The sequence below is a fragment of the Leadbetterella sp. DM7 genome (assembly GCF_040829825.2).
Classification (GTDB): Bacteria; Bacteroidota; Bacteroidia; order Cytophagales; family Spirosomataceae; genus Leadbetterella.
The window spans coordinates 145334-166378 of record NZ_JBFOLH020000007.1 but is presented as its reverse complement, the minus strand read 5'-3'; the positions used below and the strand labels follow the sequence as shown (position 1 = coordinate 166378).

Genomic DNA, 21045 nt, shown 5'->3' with positions numbered 1-21045 from the left:
CTGTATAGCGTATGTATAACCTGGGTTTTGTTTCGGCTATCCTGCCGGATCTGTCTTTTGAGGAAGTAATTTCGTTTGCTTCCGGGAATGATTTTGAATGTGTGGAAATCATGTGCTGGCCGGGAACCAACGCCGATAAGCGCCGGTATGCGGGGGTTACTCACCTGGATGTGGATCAGCTGAATCCTGCAGCGATACAGGAAACCCTTGAAAAGAATAATGTATTCATTTCAGGACTGGGGTATTACCCCAATCCGCTGGATCCCGATAAGGAGAAGTCGGAATTTTATATCGAGCACATCAAAAAGATCATCCGGGCCGCTAACCGGCTGAACATCCCGGTGGTGAATACGTTTATCGGGCGGAACCCGGGACTTCCCTTACAGGAAAACCTGGAGCTTTTCAAAAAGCTGTGGAAGCCCATCATTGAAGTTGCCGAACAGGAGCAGGTAAAGATCGGGATTGAAAACTGCCCGATGCTGTATACCCATGACGAATGGCCTGGCGGTAAAAACCTGGCGATATCGCCTGCCGTCTGGGACTATATGTTTGATGCCTTTCCCACACCGCTGTTCGGGCTGAATTATGATCCGTCGCACCCGGTATTGCAGCGGATGGACGAGATCAGGCCGCTTTACCAGTATAAGGACAGGCTGCACCATATTCACCTGAAAGATATCCGGATTTACCAGGAAAAGCTGGACCGTGTGGGCATGTTCGCGCTTCCGTCGGAATACCATTCGCCCAAGCTTCCCGGCCTGGGTGATGTGCGCTGGCCAGCATTTTTCAGCGCGCTGGGCGACATCCGTTACCGTGGTCCCCTGGTCATTGAAGTAGAAGATAAAGCATACGAGGGCTCACCGGAAGATGTGGTGGCAGGGATCAGGACGGCGAGGAATTATGTGAAGCAGTTCCTGAAGTAAGTTAAAAGAGAAAAACTAAAAGTGAAAAGTTGCGGAACATTCTTTCATATGAAATGCTATTGTTCCGCAACTTTTCACTTTTCACTTTTAGTTTTTAACCGCGGCGGCGGCTTTTCACTTAAATTACCGCAATGAATTAATATAGGCCGCTATCTTCTCCAGGTCTGCCTTCGGCAGGTGAGACATGGGCGGCATAGGTGCCGGGAAATCCGGCCAGTTCTCGGCCTTAGGGCTTTTGATCAGCTCAATCACCTTGGCATTGCTGTATTTCCGTTTGGCCACATCCCGGAACGCCGGCCCGATCATTTTCTTGTTTTCATCGTGGCAGGCCAGGCAGGTATGTTTCTGAAGCAGCGGCTTTATGCTGGCAAAGGTAGGTGCAGCCGCAGTTCCGCCTGCAGCAGGTTTAGCGGCAGCCGTGGCCGGCTGGTTTTTCCCGTCAGGAGATACCGTTGTACCGGCTGTTTTAGAGGGAGCGGCTGCTGCCGGTGTTTTGCCGGCCGTTCCTTTCCATTCACCCGGGGCCAGCTTTGTCCCTTCCGGAATAGCGTTCAGGGTATAATAAACCGTAGGGTGAACCAGTGACCAGGCGTTTTGTTCAGCCCGGATGCCGTCGAGGTTGAGCTCATGGATATAATACGGCCTGAGTCCGTCTATCACCACCCGGAGGGTCTTCCGGTCTTCACTCAGGCGTACCCCTTTTACTTTCAGGTCTTTCTCATTTACCGGGGGAGAGCCGTAAACGGGGTGGTGCTTATACAGGAAGCTGCGCACCGCGTAAGCATTCAGGTTTTCTGCTGATTTGCGGTCTACCGGCATGGTAAATTCGATTTCAAAACCGTCTGGCATGGCCTTGCAGGTCAGCATTTCAAAGGGCAGCTTGCCGTTCCACAGGAGCCGTTGAAAGCCCTGGTTGGCATCGCCGGCAGAGCCCCAGCCACGGTTGGTTTCTCCTACGAACATCGAGCCGTCAGGCGCAAAAACCATGCGGAGCACGCCCGACTGGAAACCCGAGCGAAAGTCCCAGGCGGCACCCTGGTATTCCCCGTTGATGTTTTCGAGGTATACGCGCATGATCTTGGATTGTCCCTGGTCGCCTACAAACAGCTGTCCTGAGAACGGCCCGAAATCGCCGTTGGTCTTGTCCACCAGGATTTCCGAGTTAGAGATTCCCAGGATACCGTGAGGCAGCCAGACGGCCGGCGGCTGAACGTTCGGGAATTTGGCTTTCAGCTCATAGAAGGTCTGGGGCACTTCGTCAACCACGTTTTCGGGTTTCAGGATGTTCCCGCTGGCATCGCGCACCCGCCTGACATCTCTTTCCTTATAAAATTCTTCTTCGGTGAATCCTACCAGGTCAGCTACTTCTTTCCATCTCAGGCTGGCGGGGTTCCCGTAAAATTTCCCTTTCTTTACATGCCACACACCGCCTGAACCGAACCAGTCGCCCTGGTTATCGGTATAAAAGAGCTCGTTATTGACAATGCCCAGGCCGGCCGGCGACCGTACACCCGCTGCAAACAGCTCGAGCTGCCCGTCTTCCGAAACTTTGAAGATGGTGCCCCGGGTTTTGGCCCTGGACTCCCCGCGCCACCACTCAATGTCGCCGAAGGCCACGTTTCCGCTTACAAAGAATTTCCCGTCAGAAGCCAGCTTGGGCCCGAAAGAATATTCATGGTAATGGCCTGAAACCTCCCAGGCATGAATGGTTTCGTATTTGTCGGCCCGTCCGTCGCCGTTAGAATCGGTGAGCTTGGTCAGCTCACCGCGCTGGGCACAATAGAGGGAGCCGTCTTTGTACAGCAGCCCCAGCACTTCGTGCAGGCCGGAGGCAAATTTACGGAAATAGGGTTTTGCGGAAGTGGGATTATCAATGATCCAGATATCTCCCCGGCGGGTAGCCAGCGCCACAGAGCCGTTAGGCAGCATTTCCACGCCACCTACTTCCAGCAGCACGCCTTCCGGTACCGGCAGGGTTACGATCTTATAGAAATCTTCTTCTTTGGGCGACTCCTGGGCACGGGCCTGCAAATACAGGAGGGTTAACGCAAACAAAAGTATTTTTTTCATCAGGTATTCAAAATTATCAGCTTTCAGCTTTCAGCCTATCAGGTTCTCTGATGGCTAACAGCTGATGGCTATTGATTAGAAAATAATAGCATATTTCAGGATGTTCCCCTCCGGTTTTACCAGCAGCTCTTTCCGGTTCAGGATAACGGCATCGCGGCCTTTTTCCAGCCGGATAAAATATTTTTTGCCGTCTACCGCATAGAGGTTGACATCTACCTGTTCAATGAGGTCGCCGTTGGCAATTCTCCCGGCCAGATCCTGCCCGTTGGTTATGCTGATCTCTCTTTCCAGGTATTTGCCGTCTGTAATCCGGATTTTATCGCTTACTTTTTGTCCGGCTATCCTGTAATTAAATGTTGGAAGATCGTTTTCGTCGAGGTCGTACCCCAGCGGCCGGTAGCCGGTGCCGGTGGTGTCGCTCCAGGTTGCTGAGCCTATCCGGTTCAGCACGAGATCATGGTTAAACAGGGTGAGGCTTCCCAGGGGTCTCGAGGAACCGTCGCCGCGGTCATCCCACATGGGGGTGGCGTCGAGGAAATCGCCTTTCCACGCCTGGATGATGGCCCCTTTATCGAGGTCATACGTATAATGAATACTTTCGGGAGAACCGATGGAGATGGCATGTACTACCCGGAAATTTTTGTCTTCGGGCTTCTTTTGCCAGTCCATGAAGCTCCGCAGGTGGGTAGGAGTGGCCGCATTGACAATAATAGGATCCTGGGGCTTGGAAGCAATCACCGAGCCGGCAGAGTGGTGCGGGGTTAAGCGGAAGCCCGGTCCGGCTGACCAGAAGCCCAGTGCCGGTTTGATCCAGTTATCGCGTTTGTTGTTGAATATCTCGAAGGTATGCTCTCCGCGGGTCAGGTGTACTTTCACCGCCCGGTCGCCTGACCGCATCCAAATGTTGGGCAGCACCTCTTTCCCGTCTATCTTCAGGTAGCTGTGTCCGCCAAGCTGGGTAACAAAGGTATATTCGCCGTCTTCTTCCGCATGGTATTTCCCGTTAATAATAAACACATAATTATTGGGTTCTTTGGTAACCTCCCAGGTAAGTTCACCGGTTTTTCCCTGCTCATCAATCTTTATTTTGGAGAGATCGGCATCGTGCATATGGCTGCCGTAATACACCTTGTAGGCCAGGTCGGAAACCGTTCCCGGCTTTTTGTTGAAATTATTGATGACAATATTCCGTAAAGCTACCGAGCCGTGGTCTCCCTGGACCCGTAACGGTGCCAAGGGCACCTCGTTTTCTTCTACCGGGCCGCCGGTGGGTCCGCTTAATTCCACGTTCTCATGAATCAGCAGTCCGTTCAGCTTTACAAACAGGATTTTGGCATTGGAGATCTTCTGACCGGCGGCGTCAAAACGGGGTGCCTGGTAAGATATTTCCAGGGTATTCCAGAGGCCCGGCGCTTTGTAGGCGTTGAAGCGCGGAGCGTAGCCTTCGTACTGGTTCTGGCCGTCAGGCTTGCTCAGGTCACGGCGCTGGTAAATTCCGCCGCAATCGTAATATTTAGGATTTTTTACGCCCCAGCTGTCAAACAGCTGCACTTCGTACCGGCCCTGCAGGTAGATGCCGGAATTGGAGCCCACCCCCAGCATAAAATCCAGCGAGAGATCCATATCGCCATATGATTCTTTGGTGAACAGGTCAAATTTATCACCATACTCCTCAGATTCATGCCGGCACACCAGTACGCCGGTTCCCGGCCGGGATGTAAGGGTATTTTTTTCATTCAGGGGTGCGGTTACGTCTCCTACGATATGCCAGTTATTGCTTTTCAGATCAAAGGCCGACAGGTCATTCAGAGGAATCGGGGTTTGCGCGGGAAGCACAAGAGGTGCCCACAACAAAAAACTAGCAATGATTTTTTTCATTAAATCCGTATTAGGTTCAGGTACAAAAATAAAGAAGAATATTGCAATTCTTCTATCGGGAGTTTAAAGATGGGAAGCTTTTTGCTATTTTTGATAAAAAATTTTATTAAATAATTGAGAATGCTGTTCCGGGAGCTCCGATCGGGGAGATAAAGACCGGAGAACCATTCCAACCCAAGTATAATTATGGTACGTATTTTCTTTGTTGTGGCTTTGGCCGTTATTTCGCTTACGGGCTGCCATCCTCGGCCGGTAAAATCTCCGGCGCCCGTATTCCCGGTTCCTACCCGTCAGCAGCTCGACTGGCATCAGCTGGAAACCTATGCCTTTATTCATTTTACCACCAATACCTTTACCGGGAAAGAGTGGGGATATGGCGATGAAAGTCCATCGGTGTTTAACCCCAGCCAGCTCAATGTAGATCAATGGGTGAGCACCTTAAAAGAGACCGGCTTCAAGGCGGTGATCCTGACGGCCAAACACCACGACGGCTTCTGCCTGTGGCCCAGCGCTTATACCGATCACACCCTGGCGGCCAGCCCGTATAAAAACGGTAAAGGCGACCTGGTACGGGATGTTTCAGACGCCTGTAAGAAATACGGCCTGAAGTTCGGGATATACCTTTCGCCGTGGGACCGGAACCGGGCCGATTACGGTAAGCCTTCGTACATTACCTATTACCGGAACCAGCTGAAAGAATTGTTTGAAAACTACGGGCCGGTATTCGAGATGTGGTTTGACGGGGCTAACGGAGGCGACGGGTACTATGGCGGAGCCCGGGAGAAACGCCGGATAGACGGAAGTCGGTACTACGACTGGCCCGGAACCATGCAAATGGTACGGGAGATGGAGCCCGACATCCTCTTTTTCAGCGATGCAGGCCCGGATATCCGCTGGGTAGGCAATGAACGGGGAATTGCCGGTGAAACCAACTGGAACAACCTCACGCCCGATACCCTGTACGCCGGGAAGGCCGGCATAGAAAACCTGCTGGGTACCGGTAGCGAGACGGGCTCCCGGTGGATTCCGGCAGAGGTAGATGTTTCGATTCGGCCGGGCTGGTTTTATCATGCCGAAGAAGACGGGAAAGTAAAAACCGCTGAAGAGCTTTTTGATATTTACCTGAGCTCGGTAGGGCGCGGCTCTAACCTCCTGTTGAATATCCCTCCCGACAGAAGAGGCCTGTTTCACGAAAAAGATGTAGACCACCTGAAAGGTTTTCACCGGCTGGTAGAGGAACGCCTGGGCCACAACCTGCTGGAAAAAGCAAAAGTGAAAGCGTCTGCGGCCTATGACCGGACCCAGAAAGCATCGCGTCTTACCGATGGAGATATGCAGACTTTCTGGGCGGCAAAAGAGACCCGTACCGATATGGAAATTACGCTTCCCCGGCCTGCAGAAATTCACTACCTGCAGCTGTCAGAGCATATTGCGCTGGGTCAGCGGGTGAAAGCATTTGAAGTGGAGGCCTATGACGGCAGGAACTGGACCACCGTAGCCCGGGGTACTACCATCGGCTACAAGAGAATCCTGAAGATCACCCCGGTGAAGGCGCAAAAGCTGCGGGTGAAGATCCTGGATGCCAAGGCACCGGCGGTATTGTCGGAGATTCGGGCGAGCTAGTGTTTAAACCATATAAGGCACATAAGGCATATAAGTTTTTTTATTGCCTTATGTGCCTTATATGGTTGACCCAAGTGCTGCTAGTATCTCTGCCTGATTATCTCCACCAGGTTCATCGTCTTCCTGCCGTTTTCGGCCACGGTGCCGGTAAAATTATTCTTCATCACGCTATAGGTAAGAAGCCGGCCCGAGCGGCCTGTCAGAAACCCCGACTCGTTATACACCCCGCTCATAGACCCGGTTTTGGCAAAGACATAAGGCGTGTTGCCTGTCTTGTACTTGTTGCGCAGCGTGCCGGCTTTTCCTCCTATTGACATCAGGGAGAACAGCCGCTCCTGCGGATAGCTCCGGTACATATTATTCAGGAGATGTACCATGATCTGCGGACTGAACAGGTTGTATCTCGACAAGCCGGAGCCGTCGAGCCACCGGTAAGGCAAAGCGGTATCGTTCAGTAAACGCCCGCTCAGATGGCGGATACTCAGGGCCGTGGAGAGGGTGTCAGACAGGGTGCCGCCGGCCAGCAGGAGAAGCTGCTCGGCCAGGAAGTTATCAGACTGCTGCATCATTTTGCGGAGCACGGTATCTACAGGGTGGCTGTAGGCGGTTTTCAGCGGTTCGGTAATTTCAAAATGCTTGCAGATCACCGGCACTTTCAGGGTGTCGGCCAGCAGCCGGGCGGTCAGCTCCAGCCCGGTGCGGAAAGGAATTTCCTGGCTGAAGCGGGCGCTGCGCTGGCTGGCGGGGTTCCGGTAAAATGTATTTTCTCCGGGATTCCGGACGATCGTTCCGGTAGGGAGCAGGCTGTCTTTAAGTGAAAAGTAAGCCGGCTTCAGGGTGAGCTCACCGTTCTGCAATGCAGCCCTGACCACGTTTCCGTACACGGGCAGTGACGAAAGCTCGGGCTGGTAGTAATCGTTGTAGTCGTCCCAGGCCCATCCGGCTCCGTAGGGGGCCTGCCGGAAATTCTGGTCGGATATTACGATCGTTCCGGCCTTTTTCAACAGGGGCATGGCGGCGCTTTCGGGGAAATCGGGGTGAAGCAGGGTGGGGTCACCCGTACCCAGCAGGAAAAGGGTATCCTTCCGCATAAAATAACGAAACGCCGGGATGCTGTCGCCCAGGGTGCTCAGGCAGGCGCTCAAGGTCAGTATTTTGGTGTTTGATGCGGGCACAAAAGGCTTATCGCCTGCGTAGCTGTACAGGGTTTTACCGCTGTGGGTATCGCTGATAAGCACACCGGTAAACAGGGCCGGATCTCCGCTATTCAGCGTACGATTGATCTTTCCTGTACGGCAGGAGGCTAAAAAAATTATTCCCGTAATTAAAAGCAGGTATTTTTTCACTGGGTTTTTGTATATTTATAGCAATTTTAAACTATTCATTTGGGAAAGCAAAGAATTGTTTCACTGGATGTTTTCCGGGGGCTGACCATGATCTTAATGATACTGGTGAATAATCCCGGTGACTGGGGGAATGTATATCCTCCTCTTCTTCATGCGGAATGGCATGGCTGGACGCCCACTGACCTGGTCTTCCCGTTCTTTGTTCTTGCAATGGGAATGGCCCTTCCTTTCTCCTCTGTTGCGGGGGCGGGGGTCAGTAAGGAGCAGTTCCTGAAGATCCTGGCGCGGTCGCTCCGGCTGATTGCCCTGGGACTTTTCCTGAACTTTTTTTCCCGGATCGAATTCGGTGCATCCTCGGGCCTGACCCTGCTGCTTTTCCGGATGATGATCACGGGCTTTGTGGGCTTCCTGCTCCTGGGCAATTTTGAAACCCGGATCAAGCTGTACCTGGCCCTCGGCCTGCTGGCGGTCATGTTGTTCCTGATCCTTAGCGGGATGCCCCATTTTGCGAAAGTACGGATTCCCGGCGTGTTGCAGCGTCTGGGACTGGTTTACTTCTTTGCGGCGCTGATCTACCAGGCTTTTTCTTTCCGTACACAACTGGTGATTGCCGTGCTGGTGCTGACAGGATACTGGCTGGTGCTGGCATATGTACCGGTACCCGGAACAGGGTGGACCGGCTTTGAAAAGGGAGCCAACATGGCGGCCTGGATAGATGAAATGGTGCTGGGAAATCATGTATGGGCAAGCTCAAAGCCGTGGGACCCTGAAGGAATCCTGAGTACCTTCCCGGCCATTATTTCCTGCCTGATCGGCACCCGGGCCGGCACCATGCTGCGAAACCGGACAGACCGGCGGAACATGATATATACCGGTGTGGGCCTGGCGGTATGCGGCTTGATCTGGTCGCAGTTCTTCCCGGTTAACAAGGCGCTCTGGACCAGCTCATTTGTTCTTCTTACCGGCGGACTGGGCTTTATCCTGGTTACGGTGCTGAGCTACCTGTGCGATGATAAGCCCGTTGGAAAACTTACCTCATTCCTGGTGATGTGGGGAGTAAACCCGATCATCATTTTCTTCGGGGCGGGAATTATCCCCCGGGCGTTAAATATGATCCGGATCGGGGAAGGAAAGGCCCTGCTTTCGGCTTTTTATACCGACGGCCTGGTGCCGCTTTTTACCGACCCCCGGAATTCCTCACTGGCATTTGCGGTGGTAAACGTGCTCTTCTGGAGCCTGGTGCTCCTGTACCTGAGAAAACAAAAAATGATCATTAAGGTGTAAAACTTAATCCGTATCCCCGGCGTTATTAATAAAGGTGAACACTACTGCTGAGAGGCATTTATAAGGCACCGGGCCGAATCAGAATAAGGTTAAATGGAGTATAAGAATAGTAAAAGGGCGATTATATCGCCGCTTGCAGTGACGTTTTCCCTGGCAGTAGGGATTTATTTAGGGGCAAAATTCTTCAGCGGTGCAGGGCCTGTTGCCGCCGGTTCAGGTGGCATAGGCACGAAGTACAAGGAAGTACTCATGAATATCCGCAAAAGTTATGTGGACGATGTGAATATTGATTCCCTGGAAACATACGGACTGGAGAAAATGCTGGAAAAGCTGGATCCGCACACCGTACTGCTGCCTCCGCAGGATGCGGAGATCGCCAGCGCTGATCTGGGCACGGGTTTTGACGGGATAGGTGTGGAGTTCAATATCTTTAACGACTCCCTGTTTGTTATTTCACCGCTGGCCGGAGGGCCCTCAGAGGCCATCGGCATAAAGGCCGGCGACATCATCCTGAAGGCCGATACCGTTACCCTTACCGGCCGGGGCCTGAATACCCCCCTGGTGTATAAATCGCTGCGCGGCCCGCGCGGCTCGCTGGTAAAGCTGCTGGTCAAAAGAAGAGGAATCAGTGCACCGCTGACGTTTAATGTGAAGCGCGACAAGATCCCGACCTTCTCTATTGATGCGGCGTACATGATTGCTCCGCAAACGGGCTATATCAAGGTAAACCGGTTTTCCGAAAGCACATACGAAGAGTTTCATACGCACCTGAAGACCCTCAAAGATGCGGGAATGATCCGGCTGGTACTTGACCTGCGCGGAAATCCCGGGGGCTATATGGACCGGGCCACCGATATGGTGGATGAGCTGGTACCCGGCAATGACGTAATTGTGTATACCAAAGGAAAAGACGCCTCCAACAATTACGAAGTAAAAGCCGGTAAAGAAGGTATTTTTGAGAAAGGGAAGATCGTGGTGCTGGTAGATGAAGGCTCGGCCTCGGCCTCGGAAATTGTGAGCGGCTCGCTCCAGGATTATGACCGGGCTACGGTAGTGGGGCGGCGGACTTTCGGGAAAGGGCTGGTACAGGCCCCGATCAAGCTGTCTGACGGGTCGGAGCTGCGGCTTACCATATCCCGGTATTATATCCCGAGCGGCAGGAGCATTCAGCGCCCTTACCAGATGGGGGACCAGCAGGGATATTATGACGAGATGATGGAACGGTACAACCACCAGGAAATGTTCGTGGCCGACAGCATCAAAAATAACGAAAAGCTGAAATACAAAACCAAGGGCGGGCGTACGGTATACGGTGGCGGCGGCATCACCCCCGACATCTTCGTACCCCAGGATACTTCGTATTATACCGATTACCTGCTGGATCTGTTCGGGAAAAACCTGTTCCGGGAGTTTACGATGAGCTATTCTGAAAAATACGGATCAGCGCTGGAAGCAAAAGGGTTTGACAGCTATCTTCAGAATTTCCGGATCACCGATGACATCCTGGCCGACTTCAATGCCCTGGCGATCCGGAATAAGGCCCGGTTCAGCGAGAAGAGTTATAACAAATCCAAAAAATACATCCAGGAAACCCTGAAGGCACTTATTGCCAGGAACATCTGGAAAGGCAACGGGCTGAATAACGAATATTACCAGGTAATCAACCAGGATGATCCGATGATCCGGGCCGGGTTGAAGGCGGTAATGAAAGATTGATCTTATTGTTCTGTCACGTTTCCTGTGCCCAGCTCACCGAAGAAATCTTTCCAGTATTCCGTGACATTCGGGTTATTGATCTTGCTGGAGCTGTTAGGTGAAAAAGGCAGGATCATGTAGATTCCTGCGCCTGACAAGCTCTGTTGGGCGTATTTGCCGGCATCTTCCCTGGCCCAGCTTTGTGCCTGCTCACGGTTTTGAGGAGGCCGGGAGTGAAAGTCACGGCCTGAGCGCATGCTCTCTACCATATCTGAAAAGAAATAGGCCTTTACATCGGGGTAGGTAGCCAGGGCGGTGGCGATCACCGGAATACCTGCACTGATATTGGTCTCCGAGTTGGAGGCCGAGCTGTTTGACTCCATCAGCTTCTGCATCAGTGCGTTATAAATCATCTGCCGCTCTTTTTTGATACTCAGGTCATACGCGTTGCTGGCGGCTTCCAGGTCAGTGGGGCTGAGGCCTTCGGTGCTTTCTTTTGCGGTTCTCGACTTCACGGTCAGCGCACGGGCTTTGGAGGTGTTTTCATGAATGAAATATACCTCCAGGATATCGCCTTCTGTGCGGATGTTCTGATCTACCAGGTTTCTTATGGCCGAAGAATACTTGGTTTTCACAAAAGTGTCATTGGGATTAACACTCTGGGTTTTGTCGAAAAAGACCAGAGTGTAGGTGTTGGCCGGCGGGAGGTCGGCCTCGTTTTTCGTTGTTTCCGAACATGCGCCCAGGAGAATTCCCCCCAATAACAGAATGAATGCTTTTTTCATATATATAAAAATTTATATTGGGCTATTTGGGCCCGGTTCTCGACTTCGCTCGACGTGACAGGTGGTATCCGAACTGACATTTGGTACCCGACTGACAGGTAGCACTCGTTTTCTCGCCTACGCTGTTATTGACAAGAATGGGGGCCATTGTCACCTCGGGCGCAGACGAGAGGCGCTTGTCAGGAACAAAACGTACAAAGTTAGAAAAGTGTGATAAACCTGTGCAGGGAATGGGATGAAAAATCGCTTTTATTGTACGAACGGCCCCCGGTGCTTACGGAGCCGGCGGCCGGGCACGGGAGCTCCGAACCCGGCTGAGGGTTTGCGGTGTCATGTTCAGGAGCGAGGCCACGTAATACAGCGGGATGCGGTTACACAATTCGGGGTAGAGGCGCTCAAAAGCCTCGAGTCGCTGGAGGGGATGTTTCAGCTGAAGAATGGCGTTGTGTTTTTCGGTACGAACAATGGTCTGTTCGAATACCGCCTGGAGGAAGTGGGGCGTGGTGTTGTCTCTGGCTACCGGGATGACCCGGCACTTTTCGATCGCCTCAATAATCCTTCCGGAGGGTTCGCCGCTCAGGTAGCTGGAAGGTGAATAGATGAATGAGCCGGCACCGGCAATCTGGGTGGTGAGCTCCCGCCGGCCTTCCGGTACAAAAAACTCGCGTACCATGCCTTCTTCTATCAACCAGATCTTGTCTGAAATATCGCCTGTGTGAAGCAGGATTTGCCCTTTGGGATAAGAAATTCTTCTGAATGCAGCTACGGCTGCAGGGGGAAATAAGTTAAGCAGGGATTTCATACGAAGTTGTGTAATGTTTGGGTAAAGATAAGCAATGTAACGGAATATAAATATCACTGCCGGTTAGTATTTTGACACGAGAATTCGTTTTCTTTGCAGATTAAATCAAACCACGACCGCATGTTCAGGAAAACGTTGTTCCTCCTTTTCACCGTATCTGCCCTACGTGCCCAGTATCCATTGCAGATGGAGACGCGGGTCGGACTTATCGGCGCAACGGAGCAAACGCCTTTTTTCCTGCATAGCAACCGCTACGGCCTGGTACCGGAGAATGGAGGGGTGCTGTATCTCAATGCCAGAGTTGCTAAAGAGTACGATACCCTCCGCCATAATTTTGACTACGGCTTTACGGTAGAGCCGCATCTGAACGCCGGAAAAGCATCGCAATTCCTGCTTCCGCAGGCCTATGTCAAAGGCAAATGGAAATTCCTGGAAGTATACGGGGGCCGCAGGAAGGAGATTGTGGGCCTGACCGATACCCTGCTGACCTCAGGTTCCTATATCTGGTCGGGGAATGCCCTGCCGTTATGGAAGATACAGGCCGGGATACCGGAATACACCCCCCTGTTGAAAAACGGGCTGATTGCGGTGAAAGGGGCCATGGCCCACGGCTGGTTTGATTCGGGCCGGCCGGTGACCCGCCAGGTGAAGCTTCACCAGAAATGGATTTATATGCGGCTGGGCAAGCCGGCCTGGAAGGCCAAGGTGCACGCCGGGTTCAACCACCAGGTACAATGGGGCGGAGAATCGCCCTTCTTCTCGGTAGACGGAAAGCTGCCTGACGGCTTTGCAAACTTTCAGTATGTGTTTTTTGGGACAAGAAACCCGGACCCTAATGCTCCTATATCTGAATTTGATGGTGAGAACCGGGTTGGAAATCATTTGGGAACAATGGATCTGGGTCTCGAAATAAAAACAGAATTTGGAGGGATACTGGTGTATCGTCAGAATATTTATGAAGACGGCTCTCTTTTTTTCCTGAACAATATTACTGACGGGCTCAATGGTCTGACCCTGACGTTTAACGGCTTTCCGCTGCTTCGCCGGATCAACCTGGAATACCTGGGAACGATGAATCAGGGGGGAAGTATGTTTGTTACCGGCAAGAACGTTCCGGGGCAGCTACGGGGCCGGGATAATTATTTCAACCACGCCCAATACCGTGACGGCTGGACCTACAAAGGGCGGGTGATCGGCACCCCGCTTATCCGCACTCTCTACTACTCCTGGGATGACCCTGAATACCAGATCGATAACAACCGGGTGGAGATGTTTCAATGGGCATTGGCCGGCCGGCTGCCCCTGGAGATTGACTATGTGCTGAAAGGAAACTACAGCACTAACCTGGGTACCTACCAGTTTCCGTTCAAAGCCCGTACCCAGTCGTCGTTCCTGCTGGCTTTACAAAAAAATAACACAGCTTCTTCTGCTGTGCGGGTAGAACTGGCGTATGACCGGGGTACCCTTCTGCCGGTGAGTGCAGGGGTAAACGTTTCATATATAAAAAGTTGGTAGCTAGCACGTTATAAAAAATTTCGCTTTTTCATAAGTTGTAAATATTTCGTATTTTGGGCTGTCAGGCTTTTTATTCCGTAATACCGTTTAATAAGTTTTCCCTTTTCGGCTGGTATTTCCCCTGTTTCTTAACTACCTTTGTGCCTTTCGGTTAAGTAGTTAAAATGCACTCTCTTTTAATATGAAACACCGGTACTCCTCATTTATACCACTGATCAATATTGCCACTGACATGTTACTGCTCAACCTGTCTTATTTTGTGGCCTATTTTTATAATTACGATGACTTTAACGGTGTTCTCCAGGACCCCTACCTTTCGCTTTGGGGAGTAATTAATATTGGCTGGATGGTCTTGGTATTTATTATCAAACCGTATGTTTTTTCACGGGTGCAATTCAGCACCTCTCACCTGGAACTCCGTTTTCTTACTTTGCTGGCCGTACACGGCGCGTTGGTGTCGCTGTACATTACCGCTACACAGGGGTATTATTTCTCCCGGCTGCACCTTGCTCTCCTGTACAGTTCCTTTTTTGTGCTGGGCAGCCTCTGGCGTGTCGTATTTGTATGGGGGCTCAAGCAGTATCGCTTACACGGGTATAATCACCGCAGCTATATAGTGGTGAGCGGTACCGAAAAAGCCGAATCGCTTACCCGGTACTATGATATGCATCCCGAGCTGGGAATGAATTATCTGGGGTATTTCGGCAATAAGGTGACCTCGCCCCTTTACCAGGGTACTTATGCTGACGTCATTCCTTTTATGAAGGAATATGCAATCGATTACATTTACTGCTATGGCGGCGACATGGATACCCGGGCCTTCAAGGAAATTGCCGATGCGGCCTACGAGATGGAATCGGAAGTGAAGCTTCTGCCCGACTATATTGATATTCCGAACCGCCTGGATGTGGAATACCACGATTATATCCCGATATTCCGCTACCTGCCCCAAACCTTCTACCAGACCCGTGAGGCCTACCTGAAGCGGGTTTTTGACATCTTTTTCTCCTGTATAGTGATTGTTGGAGGCTTTCCCTTTTTTCTTTTGCTGGGCCTGGCCACCAAGATTACATCGAGAGGGCCGGCCATTTACCGGCAGCGCCGTACCGGCCTGATGGGTAAGCCGTTTACCATTTATAAATTCCGGAGCATGAAGGTAAATGCCGAGCAGCGGCATTCACTGGGCGAGACCGATGAACGCATTACGCCCTGGGGGCATTTTATGCGAAGGACCCGGCTTGATGAGCTGCCCCAGTTTTTTAATGTGCTGAAAGGAGATATGTCTATCGTAGGCCCCCGGCCTCTTGCCGGTTACGATATCGATATCCTGAAAAGAGATATGCCCGAAGGGTACCGCCTGCTGGTTTCGGTCAAGCCTGGCCTTACCTCCATAGGCCAGACCCTGTACGGCTATGCTTCGAATGCCCGGGAGATCAAGGAAAGAGCGAATATAGACCTGACCTACGCACCTTCTCTCCAGGAAGACGTGTCGATTATTTTCCGGACCGTACGGGTGATATTTGCAGCATCAGGGAAGTAGCTTTGCTGTTAAAAAGCCGGAGTTCAAATCTTAACACCCTATGAAGAAACTTCTTCTTATCCTGTTCAGCACGATCATTTTTCCTCTCGCTGCCCAGCAATGGCAGGGAGCGCTGGAGGCCCGCCTGAACCTGGATAACGAAGTTCCCTTCTGGCTGCGATCCAATCAATACGGCAGCACGCCGCTTTCCGGCGGTTCAGCCACACTTCTGGGAAGGGTATATCGCGACTATAAAGAGACAGATGCCGGGAAAAAGCAGTGGATAGACTGGGGAATAGGCCTGGAGGGCCGGGCAGACGTGGGAGAGGAGAGCCGCTTCCGTATCATTGAAGGGTACGGGAAGCTGAAGCTGGGCTTTCTGGAGGCTCGCGGAGGGCGTATAAAAGAATTCCTGGGCCTGACTGACAGCACACTTTCAATGGGCTCATTCGCTATTTCCGGGAATGCCCTCGGAATTCCGAAAATCGAGCTCCGTGTACCGGAATACTGGCCTAAAAACACCCTGATTGCTGCCCGCGGAAATTATGCTCATGGCTGGTACGGGTATATTCCTACCCGGGGAACACTGGCACAAGTAGATTCTTTATATACCTATTTTCATCAGAAATCATTGTGGATACGGATAGCCCGGCCCTATTGGAAATTGAAATTGTACGGTGGCTTTGCCGACAATGCTTACTGGGGAGATGAGTATAAGTTGCATGAATCATTTACCATGAGCAAGGCGCAGCGTTACTGGTCGGTAGTCAGTGGTAAGGTCTGGCAGGACAGTAAAGTGGGGAACCATGTAGGGAATATAGATATCCGTGCGGAATATGATGTACAAAATTACAGGATAGCCGCCTACCGGCAGTTCTTCTATGAAGTGGGTGCTCTCTGGCACCTGGCCAATATTGCAGACGGACTGATGGGGGTCATGGTACAAAAGAAAAGTGAAGGCTCCGGCCGGGTCGGCTGGAACAAGCTGCTGCTGGAGCTGCTATATACCAAAAACCAGGCCGGTGAGCCCTGGTCAAAACCTACTCCAACGGGAAACGAGAACTACCATAACCATTATCTTTACAATTACGGATGGTCTTACCGCAGCCAGGGGCTGGGTACCCCTTTTATCACTCCCCGGCACACGGCCAATGAAGGGTTCCCCTATAACGAGCTGGAGTATTTTGTGAACAACCGGCTTTGGGGCCTGCAGGCCGGTTTTGAAGGGAAAACCTATGACTGGGATACCCGGCTGAAGCTTTCTTATTCGCGCAATTTTGGTACCCGGAGAACGGAATCCCGGTTTCCCATTAGTAACCAGTTCTCTTTCTGCCTGGAAGGTCGCCGAAACCTGGCAAAGGGTTTTACTACCGGCTTTATGCTGGCGTCTGATGTGGGGGAGCTCTTGCCTCATGCTACCGGTTTAACTGTGAGCCTGGAGAAAAGATTTTGAGGGTTCACAGGATTTGCCCCACGGATCGTACTAACGTATTGCCAATCAGATCTGTATTTCCCTTACTGACTTTATACTCTCGGGGCTGCTACCCGACTGACCGAACACCGGGGTCAACCTGGACAAAACCGCATACCTGGCTGAAATAAAACGCAATCCCCGGAAAATAAATCTTCAGGCGCTTACCCTGAAATCTGCGGCAATTCAAAAACACCTTGCCCCTTACCGGGTGTCTTTTCATGCCCTCACCCTAAACGATAGGTGAAAAAATCACGTATTTTATTGCCCGCGGATACTTAACTTTTCTTTTGTACAGTTACATTTTGCACTATCATAGTGCAAATTTTGTATTTTTTTGCACCATGATAGTGCAAATTTTGTATTTTTGGATAAAATTAAAAAAATGCAATCCTTATTCGAATATTCTAATAAGCTGGTTAGTGAAACAAAAACAGAGTTTGTCAGGTATATGTTTCATCAGATTAACTGGCAAAACAGGCTGGTAGGCTTAACAGGCCCCCGTGGTGTGGGTAAAACCACCCTGGTACTTCAGTATATCCGGGAGAACCTGCCCCTGCATGAAACACTGTATGTTACAGCGGAAGATTTTTATTTCGCAGGAAACCGGTTGTTGGATTTGGCTGATTTTTTTGTAAAGTCGGGAGGTAAATACCTGTTTATAGATGAAATACATAAATATCCGGATTGGTCTAAAGAGCTGAAGCTGATATACGATTATCACCGGCATCTCAAAGTAGTTTTTACAGGCTCTTCTGTTTTAGACATCAAAAAAGGGGGTTCGGATTTAAGTCGGAGAGCCATTATTTATGGCATGCAGGGGTTATCTTTCCGGGAATATTTAGCGTTATTTCACGGGGTAGAAGCTCCGAAATTTACGCTGCAGGAGATTCTGGATCATCGGGTGGATTTGCCGCAAATACCGCACCCTTTACCTCTGTTTGCCAACTATCTGAAAAAAGGATATTATCCTTTTGCCTCAGAAGATGATTTTGGTTTGAGGCTACGGCAGGTCATCAACCAGACGTTGGAAACAGATATTCCGGTCTATGCCGGTATGAATGTATCTACAGGCCGGAAACTAAGGCAATTGATGGCAATTGTAGCAGAAAGTGTACCTTTTAAGCCTAACATGAGCAAAATTGCGGAAATACTGAATATCAGCAGAAATAACATAGCTGATTATCTTATGTATATTGAAGAAGCCGGAATGATTGCCCAGCTAAGAACGGCGACCGGCGGAGTTCGGGGCCTTGGGAAAGTAGATAAGGTATACCTGGATAATACCAACCTGGTCTATAACCTTGCCGGGGAAAATCAGAATACGGGAAACACCCGGGAAACATTCTTTCTCAATCAGTTAAGAGTAAATCACGAGATTTTCTCTTCCCCCACCGCTGATTTTAAAGTGGATAACCTTGATTTTGAAATAGGCGGAAGAAATAAGGGGTCAAAACAAATTATAAATGTTGAAAAAGGATTTATCGTAAAAGACGGTATCGAAAAAGGGTTTATGAATGTTATTCCTTTATGGCATTTCGGATTGATGTATTGAGACCCGGTCAAAACCGCATACCTGGCTGAAATAAAACGCAATCCCCGGGAAATAAATCTTCAGGCGCTTACCCTGAAATCTGCGGCAATTCAAAAACACCTTGCCCCTTACCGGGTGTCTTTTCATGCCCTCTCCCTAAGCGATATGTGAAAAAATAACGTATTCTATGAGATAATGCCTAAAATGGGTGGGGGTGTCAGAAGCAACATCAGAAGGATTGAGGAGGTACAGAAGAACAACTATTGTTTAAAGGAGAATTTTCCAATGATAAATTGATAAAAAATAGATACGTACTTAAAAATAAAATTCAATAAGAGTAGCCTACCTTTAAAAGGTCTGTAATAATAATTGTATTGAGGGAAATATGATCCTTTAAAACGGATGTAATTCCATGCTAGTCGAATTTTACTTGCGTCTTTGTCTTGTAAATGAATATATATCTGTGTGAATTTTAAGAACCGTATAAATTTATTGGAGAATATTTCAAATACATCAGACCAATAATTTATTATCTGTATTTCAACTTTAGACGAAGAATTATCACATTTTTGAAGTAAAGTATGTGATGCCAACTTTTCGCCGACAGACATTATTTTTTCCATCTTCATGCTTTTACTTATTTGTCTACATTCTTCCAGGGACAGATTTGTTTTTCGGAGGAATAGTGTCCAATCAAATAATTCTTTTAATTTAAGCCAACAACCTCTGGCTCCATGGTGATTAATTAGCATTTTAAAAAGCGCCTTATCCCCCGGTACGCGGATGTTAACATATTTATTTTGTAGCCAGCATGTATCCTCAAAAAAATCTTCTGTAGAAATTTTATATTCATGGTATTTTTCATTCACTCCCCAGTGAAAATCTACATGAATTGTTAGTCCATTAACATTTCCTTTTTCTAAAGTTATTTGTCGCCCCCATGTTAAATCGATAAAATCCAAGCCTTGAACTTCTCCTAAAATCCGGTATCCCTGGGATTTCAGAATTTCTATCCCATTCATTGCTTTGTCAAGGTCCCTTATAACAATGTCAATATCACTAGATTCCCGATAGGCTAAACCACTATTAAGTATCTGGGTGAAGTAAAAACCTTTGTAGGGCAAAGCTTCAACACCATTTTCATTCAATAGAGTAAGAAGGCGTATACTTTCCTGTTGTAGTATCTTTTCTCTTACAGCCATTTGAAAAGAAATAATTTTTAGTCTTTTTGTTACATCATCGTCTATGCCAGCTTCAACTAAAGCAAGATATAATAAGGGCCTGACTCCATGAACTGTTGCGTATTCCAGCAATGTTGTTTTTACACAACCCTTATACATAATACAAAAGGCTGAAGGATCCATTTGTAGAAAAACAACCTGGAAACCAGTTAATAGAGTTTTTATTTCATTATTCATATATAAATACAATCTCACAGAGGCTGAAAAGTAAAAACTATATTTAACGTTTAATTTCTCGAAAATGCTTTATGTATTGGGAAACAATATTGTCCCATGAGTATAACTCTTTTGCTTTTCTAAGGTTATTTGCAATGGCTGATGGCAGAGTCAATCGATTATTCGATTTTAAATGTATAACGACGTCTTCTGATTTAGAAAAATAAAATGCATCTTCTGCCAATATAGCCTTGTTAAAGATATTATCATGAGCACATATCATCGCCTGAGAGCCCATTGCTTCAAGAAGGGAAGGATTTGTTCCTCCCACCGAATGTCCATGAAAGTATAAATTAGAGTAATATCGAAGATTATTTAATACATCGATATTATAAATTCCCCCACAAAACCGAATAGAAGGCCAATGGCTAAATTTGCTTTTTAAATATTCTCCAAACGGAGTATTGTGGTTCCCTATAACTAAGAATGTTTTTTTGTCTTTTGCTAAAACTACTCCATTCAGGATCATTTCTATATTATTTTCTGACTCAAGGCGGGCAATCAACATATTGTATTGAAATGCCGTTACCTTGTATTCTGTCAATATACGGCTATCCGGAGTTTCAAAGGTTTCTGTTCCATAAGGGATATATATTGATTTAAGAGCATACTTTTTCATTAGGTATTCCTGTATACCGATAGAGTCGGAAATCCAGTGGTCGCTGAAGATTGTTGATAATTTTTCTGCCCATTTTAAAAAGAGCTGAACGGGTTTAGAATACTTTGATCGCTTCCATTCTAAACCGTCCATGTTGGTAGTAATAACGGTATTCTTACGCGGTAATAACCAGCCCCAAATAGAATTTGAAGTATAACCCAGCTGAAGAATTATGCTGAACTTTCTTTTCCGGGCGTCCCGTATACAATTCAGATCGTATATAAATTGACCGACCGTGCCCCATTTATTTTCAGGATCATTACAATGTATGATATTTACTCCCTCCCAATCGGGTAACTGATATGGATGAGCACTGGAATTATAGACCGTAACCTGATAGCCGTTTAATATCAAACCTTTTGCTAAATATTGTGCAAACTGTTCAAACCCACCGTAGAAGTTGGGAATTCCTCGTGTGCCGAGTATAGCTATGTGCATGGTCTGAGAGCTTTAATCATTATAAGGTTCAACAATAATAATTTTGG

At 49.0% G+C, this 21045-nt stretch carries 15 protein-coding genes; 8 read left to right on the top strand and 7 right to left on the bottom strand.

Going from position 1 to position 21045, the window contains the following annotated elements; translation table 11 throughout:
- The first annotated feature begins 11 nt into the window (after nucleotides 1-11).
- Nucleotides 12-923, top strand: a complete 912-nt coding sequence (locus tag AB2U10_RS10510; RefSeq protein WP_367914047.1) for a sugar phosphate isomerase/epimerase family protein — start codon at nucleotides 12-14, stop codon at nucleotides 921-923.
- A gap of 123 nt (nucleotides 924-1046) precedes the next feature.
- Here the strand turns inward: AB2U10_RS10510 and AB2U10_RS10505 are convergent, their stop codons facing one another.
- Nucleotides 1047-2993, bottom strand: a complete 1947-nt coding sequence (locus AB2U10_RS10505; protein ID WP_367914046.1) for a c-type cytochrome — start codon at nucleotides 2991-2993, stop codon at nucleotides 1047-1049.
- Between the two features lie 75 nt (nucleotides 2994-3068).
- The gene (locus AB2U10_RS10500; protein ID WP_367914045.1) at nucleotides 3069-4871 is read right to left on the bottom strand and encodes a 3-keto-alpha-glucoside-1,2-lyase-like domain-containing protein; all 1803 of its coding nucleotides are present in this window, start codon (nucleotides 4869-4871) and stop codon (nucleotides 3069-3071) included.
- Nucleotides 4872-5057: 186 nt separating this feature from the next.
- Here AB2U10_RS10500 and AB2U10_RS10495 point away from each other — a divergent pair, with 186 nt between their 5' ends.
- On the top strand, nucleotides 5058-6494 hold the full coding sequence (locus AB2U10_RS10495) for an alpha-L-fucosidase (protein ID WP_367914044.1): 1437 nt from the start codon (nucleotides 5058-5060) through the stop codon (nucleotides 6492-6494).
- An 80-nt stretch (nucleotides 6495-6574) separates the two neighbouring features.
- Here the strand turns inward: AB2U10_RS10495 and AB2U10_RS10490 are convergent, their stop codons facing one another.
- Complete coding sequence (locus AB2U10_RS10490) at nucleotides 6575-7840, bottom strand: D-alanyl-D-alanine carboxypeptidase/D-alanyl-D-alanine-endopeptidase (RefSeq protein WP_367914043.1); 1266 nt, start codon at nucleotides 7838-7840, stop codon at nucleotides 6575-6577.
- A gap of 39 nt (nucleotides 7841-7879) precedes the next feature.
- Here AB2U10_RS10490 and AB2U10_RS10485 point away from each other — a divergent pair, with 39 nt between their 5' ends.
- Entirely contained in the window at nucleotides 7880-9124 is a 1245-nt protein-coding gene (locus tag AB2U10_RS10485) for an acyltransferase family protein (RefSeq protein ID WP_367914042.1), read from the top strand.
- Nucleotides 9125-9217: 93 nt separating this feature from the next.
- Nucleotides 9218-10840, top strand: coding sequence for a S41 family peptidase (locus AB2U10_RS10480; protein ID WP_367914041.1), 1623 nt, complete (start codon nucleotides 9218-9220; stop codon nucleotides 10838-10840).
- A 2-nt stretch (nucleotides 10841-10842) separates the two neighbouring features.
- Here the strand turns inward: AB2U10_RS10480 and AB2U10_RS10475 are convergent, their stop codons facing one another.
- Both AB2U10_RS10475 and AB2U10_RS10470 read right to left on the bottom strand, forming a co-directional pair.
- Complete coding sequence (locus AB2U10_RS10475; RefSeq protein WP_367914040.1) at nucleotides 10843-11604, bottom strand: hypothetical protein; 762 nt, start codon at nucleotides 11602-11604, stop codon at nucleotides 10843-10845.
- Between the two features lie 274 nt (nucleotides 11605-11878).
- Nucleotides 11879-12406 (bottom strand): Crp/Fnr family transcriptional regulator, encoded by a 528-nt coding sequence (locus AB2U10_RS10470; RefSeq protein ID WP_367914039.1) that lies wholly within the window; start codon nucleotides 12404-12406, stop codon nucleotides 11879-11881.
- 120 nt (nucleotides 12407-12526) lie between these two features.
- Between AB2U10_RS10470 and AB2U10_RS10465 the strand changes: the two genes are divergently transcribed.
- The 4 genes from AB2U10_RS10465 to AB2U10_RS10450 all read left to right on the top strand — a co-directional run bounded on the left by AB2U10_RS10465 (nucleotide 12527) and on the right by AB2U10_RS10450 (nucleotide 18466).
- Nucleotides 12527-13921 (top strand): capsule assembly Wzi family protein, encoded by a 1395-nt coding sequence (locus tag AB2U10_RS10465; protein WP_367914038.1) that lies wholly within the window; start codon nucleotides 12527-12529, stop codon nucleotides 13919-13921.
- 181 nt (nucleotides 13922-14102) lie between these two features.
- Nucleotides 14103-15461, top strand: coding sequence for an exopolysaccharide biosynthesis polyprenyl glycosylphosphotransferase (locus AB2U10_RS10460; protein WP_367914037.1), 1359 nt, complete (start codon nucleotides 14103-14105; stop codon nucleotides 15459-15461).
- Nucleotides 15462-15501: 40 nt separating this feature from the next.
- Nucleotides 15502-16893, top strand: coding sequence for a capsule assembly Wzi family protein (locus AB2U10_RS10455; protein ID WP_367914036.1), 1392 nt, complete (start codon nucleotides 15502-15504; stop codon nucleotides 16891-16893).
- Between the two features lie 403 nt (nucleotides 16894-17296).
- A complete protein-coding gene (locus tag AB2U10_RS10450) occupies nucleotides 17297-18466 on the top strand; it encodes an ATP-binding protein (protein ID WP_367914035.1) in 1170 nt (389 codons plus the stop codon).
- A 239-nt stretch (nucleotides 18467-18705) separates the two neighbouring features.
- On the opposite strand, the gene AB2U10_RS10445 is transcribed toward AB2U10_RS10450, so the two are convergent.
- Nucleotides 18706-19863 (bottom strand): nucleotidyltransferase family protein, encoded by a 1158-nt coding sequence (locus AB2U10_RS10445; protein WP_367914034.1) that lies wholly within the window; start codon nucleotides 19861-19863, stop codon nucleotides 18706-18708.
- Between the two features lie 43 nt (nucleotides 19864-19906).
- Nucleotides 19907-20998 (bottom strand): DUF1972 domain-containing protein, encoded by a 1092-nt coding sequence (locus AB2U10_RS10440; RefSeq protein WP_367914033.1) that lies wholly within the window; start codon nucleotides 20996-20998, stop codon nucleotides 19907-19909.
- Nucleotides 20999-21045: the final 47 nt, after the last annotated feature.

What these genes read in the sequence shown, in the direction of transcription:
- AB2U10_RS10450 (WP_367914035.1), top strand. Translation starts at nt 17,297, where the DNA reads ATGCAATCCTTATTCGAATATTCTAATAAGCTGGTTAGTGAAACAAAA.
- AB2U10_RS10460 (WP_367914037.1), top strand. Translation starts at nt 14,103, where the DNA reads ATGAAACACCGGTACTCCTCATTTATACCACTGATCAATATTGCCACT.
- AB2U10_RS10440 (WP_367914033.1), bottom strand. Translation starts at nt 20,998, where the DNA reads ATGCACATAGCTATACTCGGCACACGAGGAATTCCCAACTTCTACGGT.
- AB2U10_RS10465 (WP_367914038.1), top strand. Translation starts at nt 12,527, where the DNA reads ATGTTCAGGAAAACGTTGTTCCTCCTTTTCACCGTATCTGCCCTACGT.
- AB2U10_RS10510 (WP_367914047.1), top strand. Translation starts at nt 12, where the DNA reads ATGTATAACCTGGGTTTTGTTTCGGCTATCCTGCCGGATCTGTCTTTT.
- AB2U10_RS10505 (WP_367914046.1), bottom strand. Translation starts at nt 2,993, where the DNA reads ATGAAAAAAATACTTTTGTTTGCGTTAACCCTCCTGTATTTGCAGGCC.
- AB2U10_RS10470 (WP_367914039.1), bottom strand. Translation starts at nt 12,406, where the DNA reads ATGAAATCCCTGCTTAACTTATTTCCCCCTGCAGCCGTAGCTGCATTC.
- AB2U10_RS10455 (WP_367914036.1), top strand. Translation starts at nt 15,502, where the DNA reads ATGAAGAAACTTCTTCTTATCCTGTTCAGCACGATCATTTTTCCTCTC.
- AB2U10_RS10495 (WP_367914044.1), top strand. Translation starts at nt 5,058, where the DNA reads ATGGTACGTATTTTCTTTGTTGTGGCTTTGGCCGTTATTTCGCTTACG.
- AB2U10_RS10475 (WP_367914040.1), bottom strand. Translation starts at nt 11,604, where the DNA reads ATGAAAAAAGCATTCATTCTGTTATTGGGGGGAATTCTCCTGGGCGCA.
- AB2U10_RS10480 (WP_367914041.1), top strand. Translation starts at nt 9,218, where the DNA reads ATGGAGTATAAGAATAGTAAAAGGGCGATTATATCGCCGCTTGCAGTG.
- AB2U10_RS10500 (WP_367914045.1), bottom strand. Translation starts at nt 4,871, where the DNA reads ATGAAAAAAATCATTGCTAGTTTTTTGTTGTGGGCACCTCTTGTGCTT.
- AB2U10_RS10445 (WP_367914034.1), bottom strand. Translation starts at nt 19,863, where the DNA reads ATGAATAATGAAATAAAAACTCTATTAACTGGTTTCCAGGTTGTTTTT.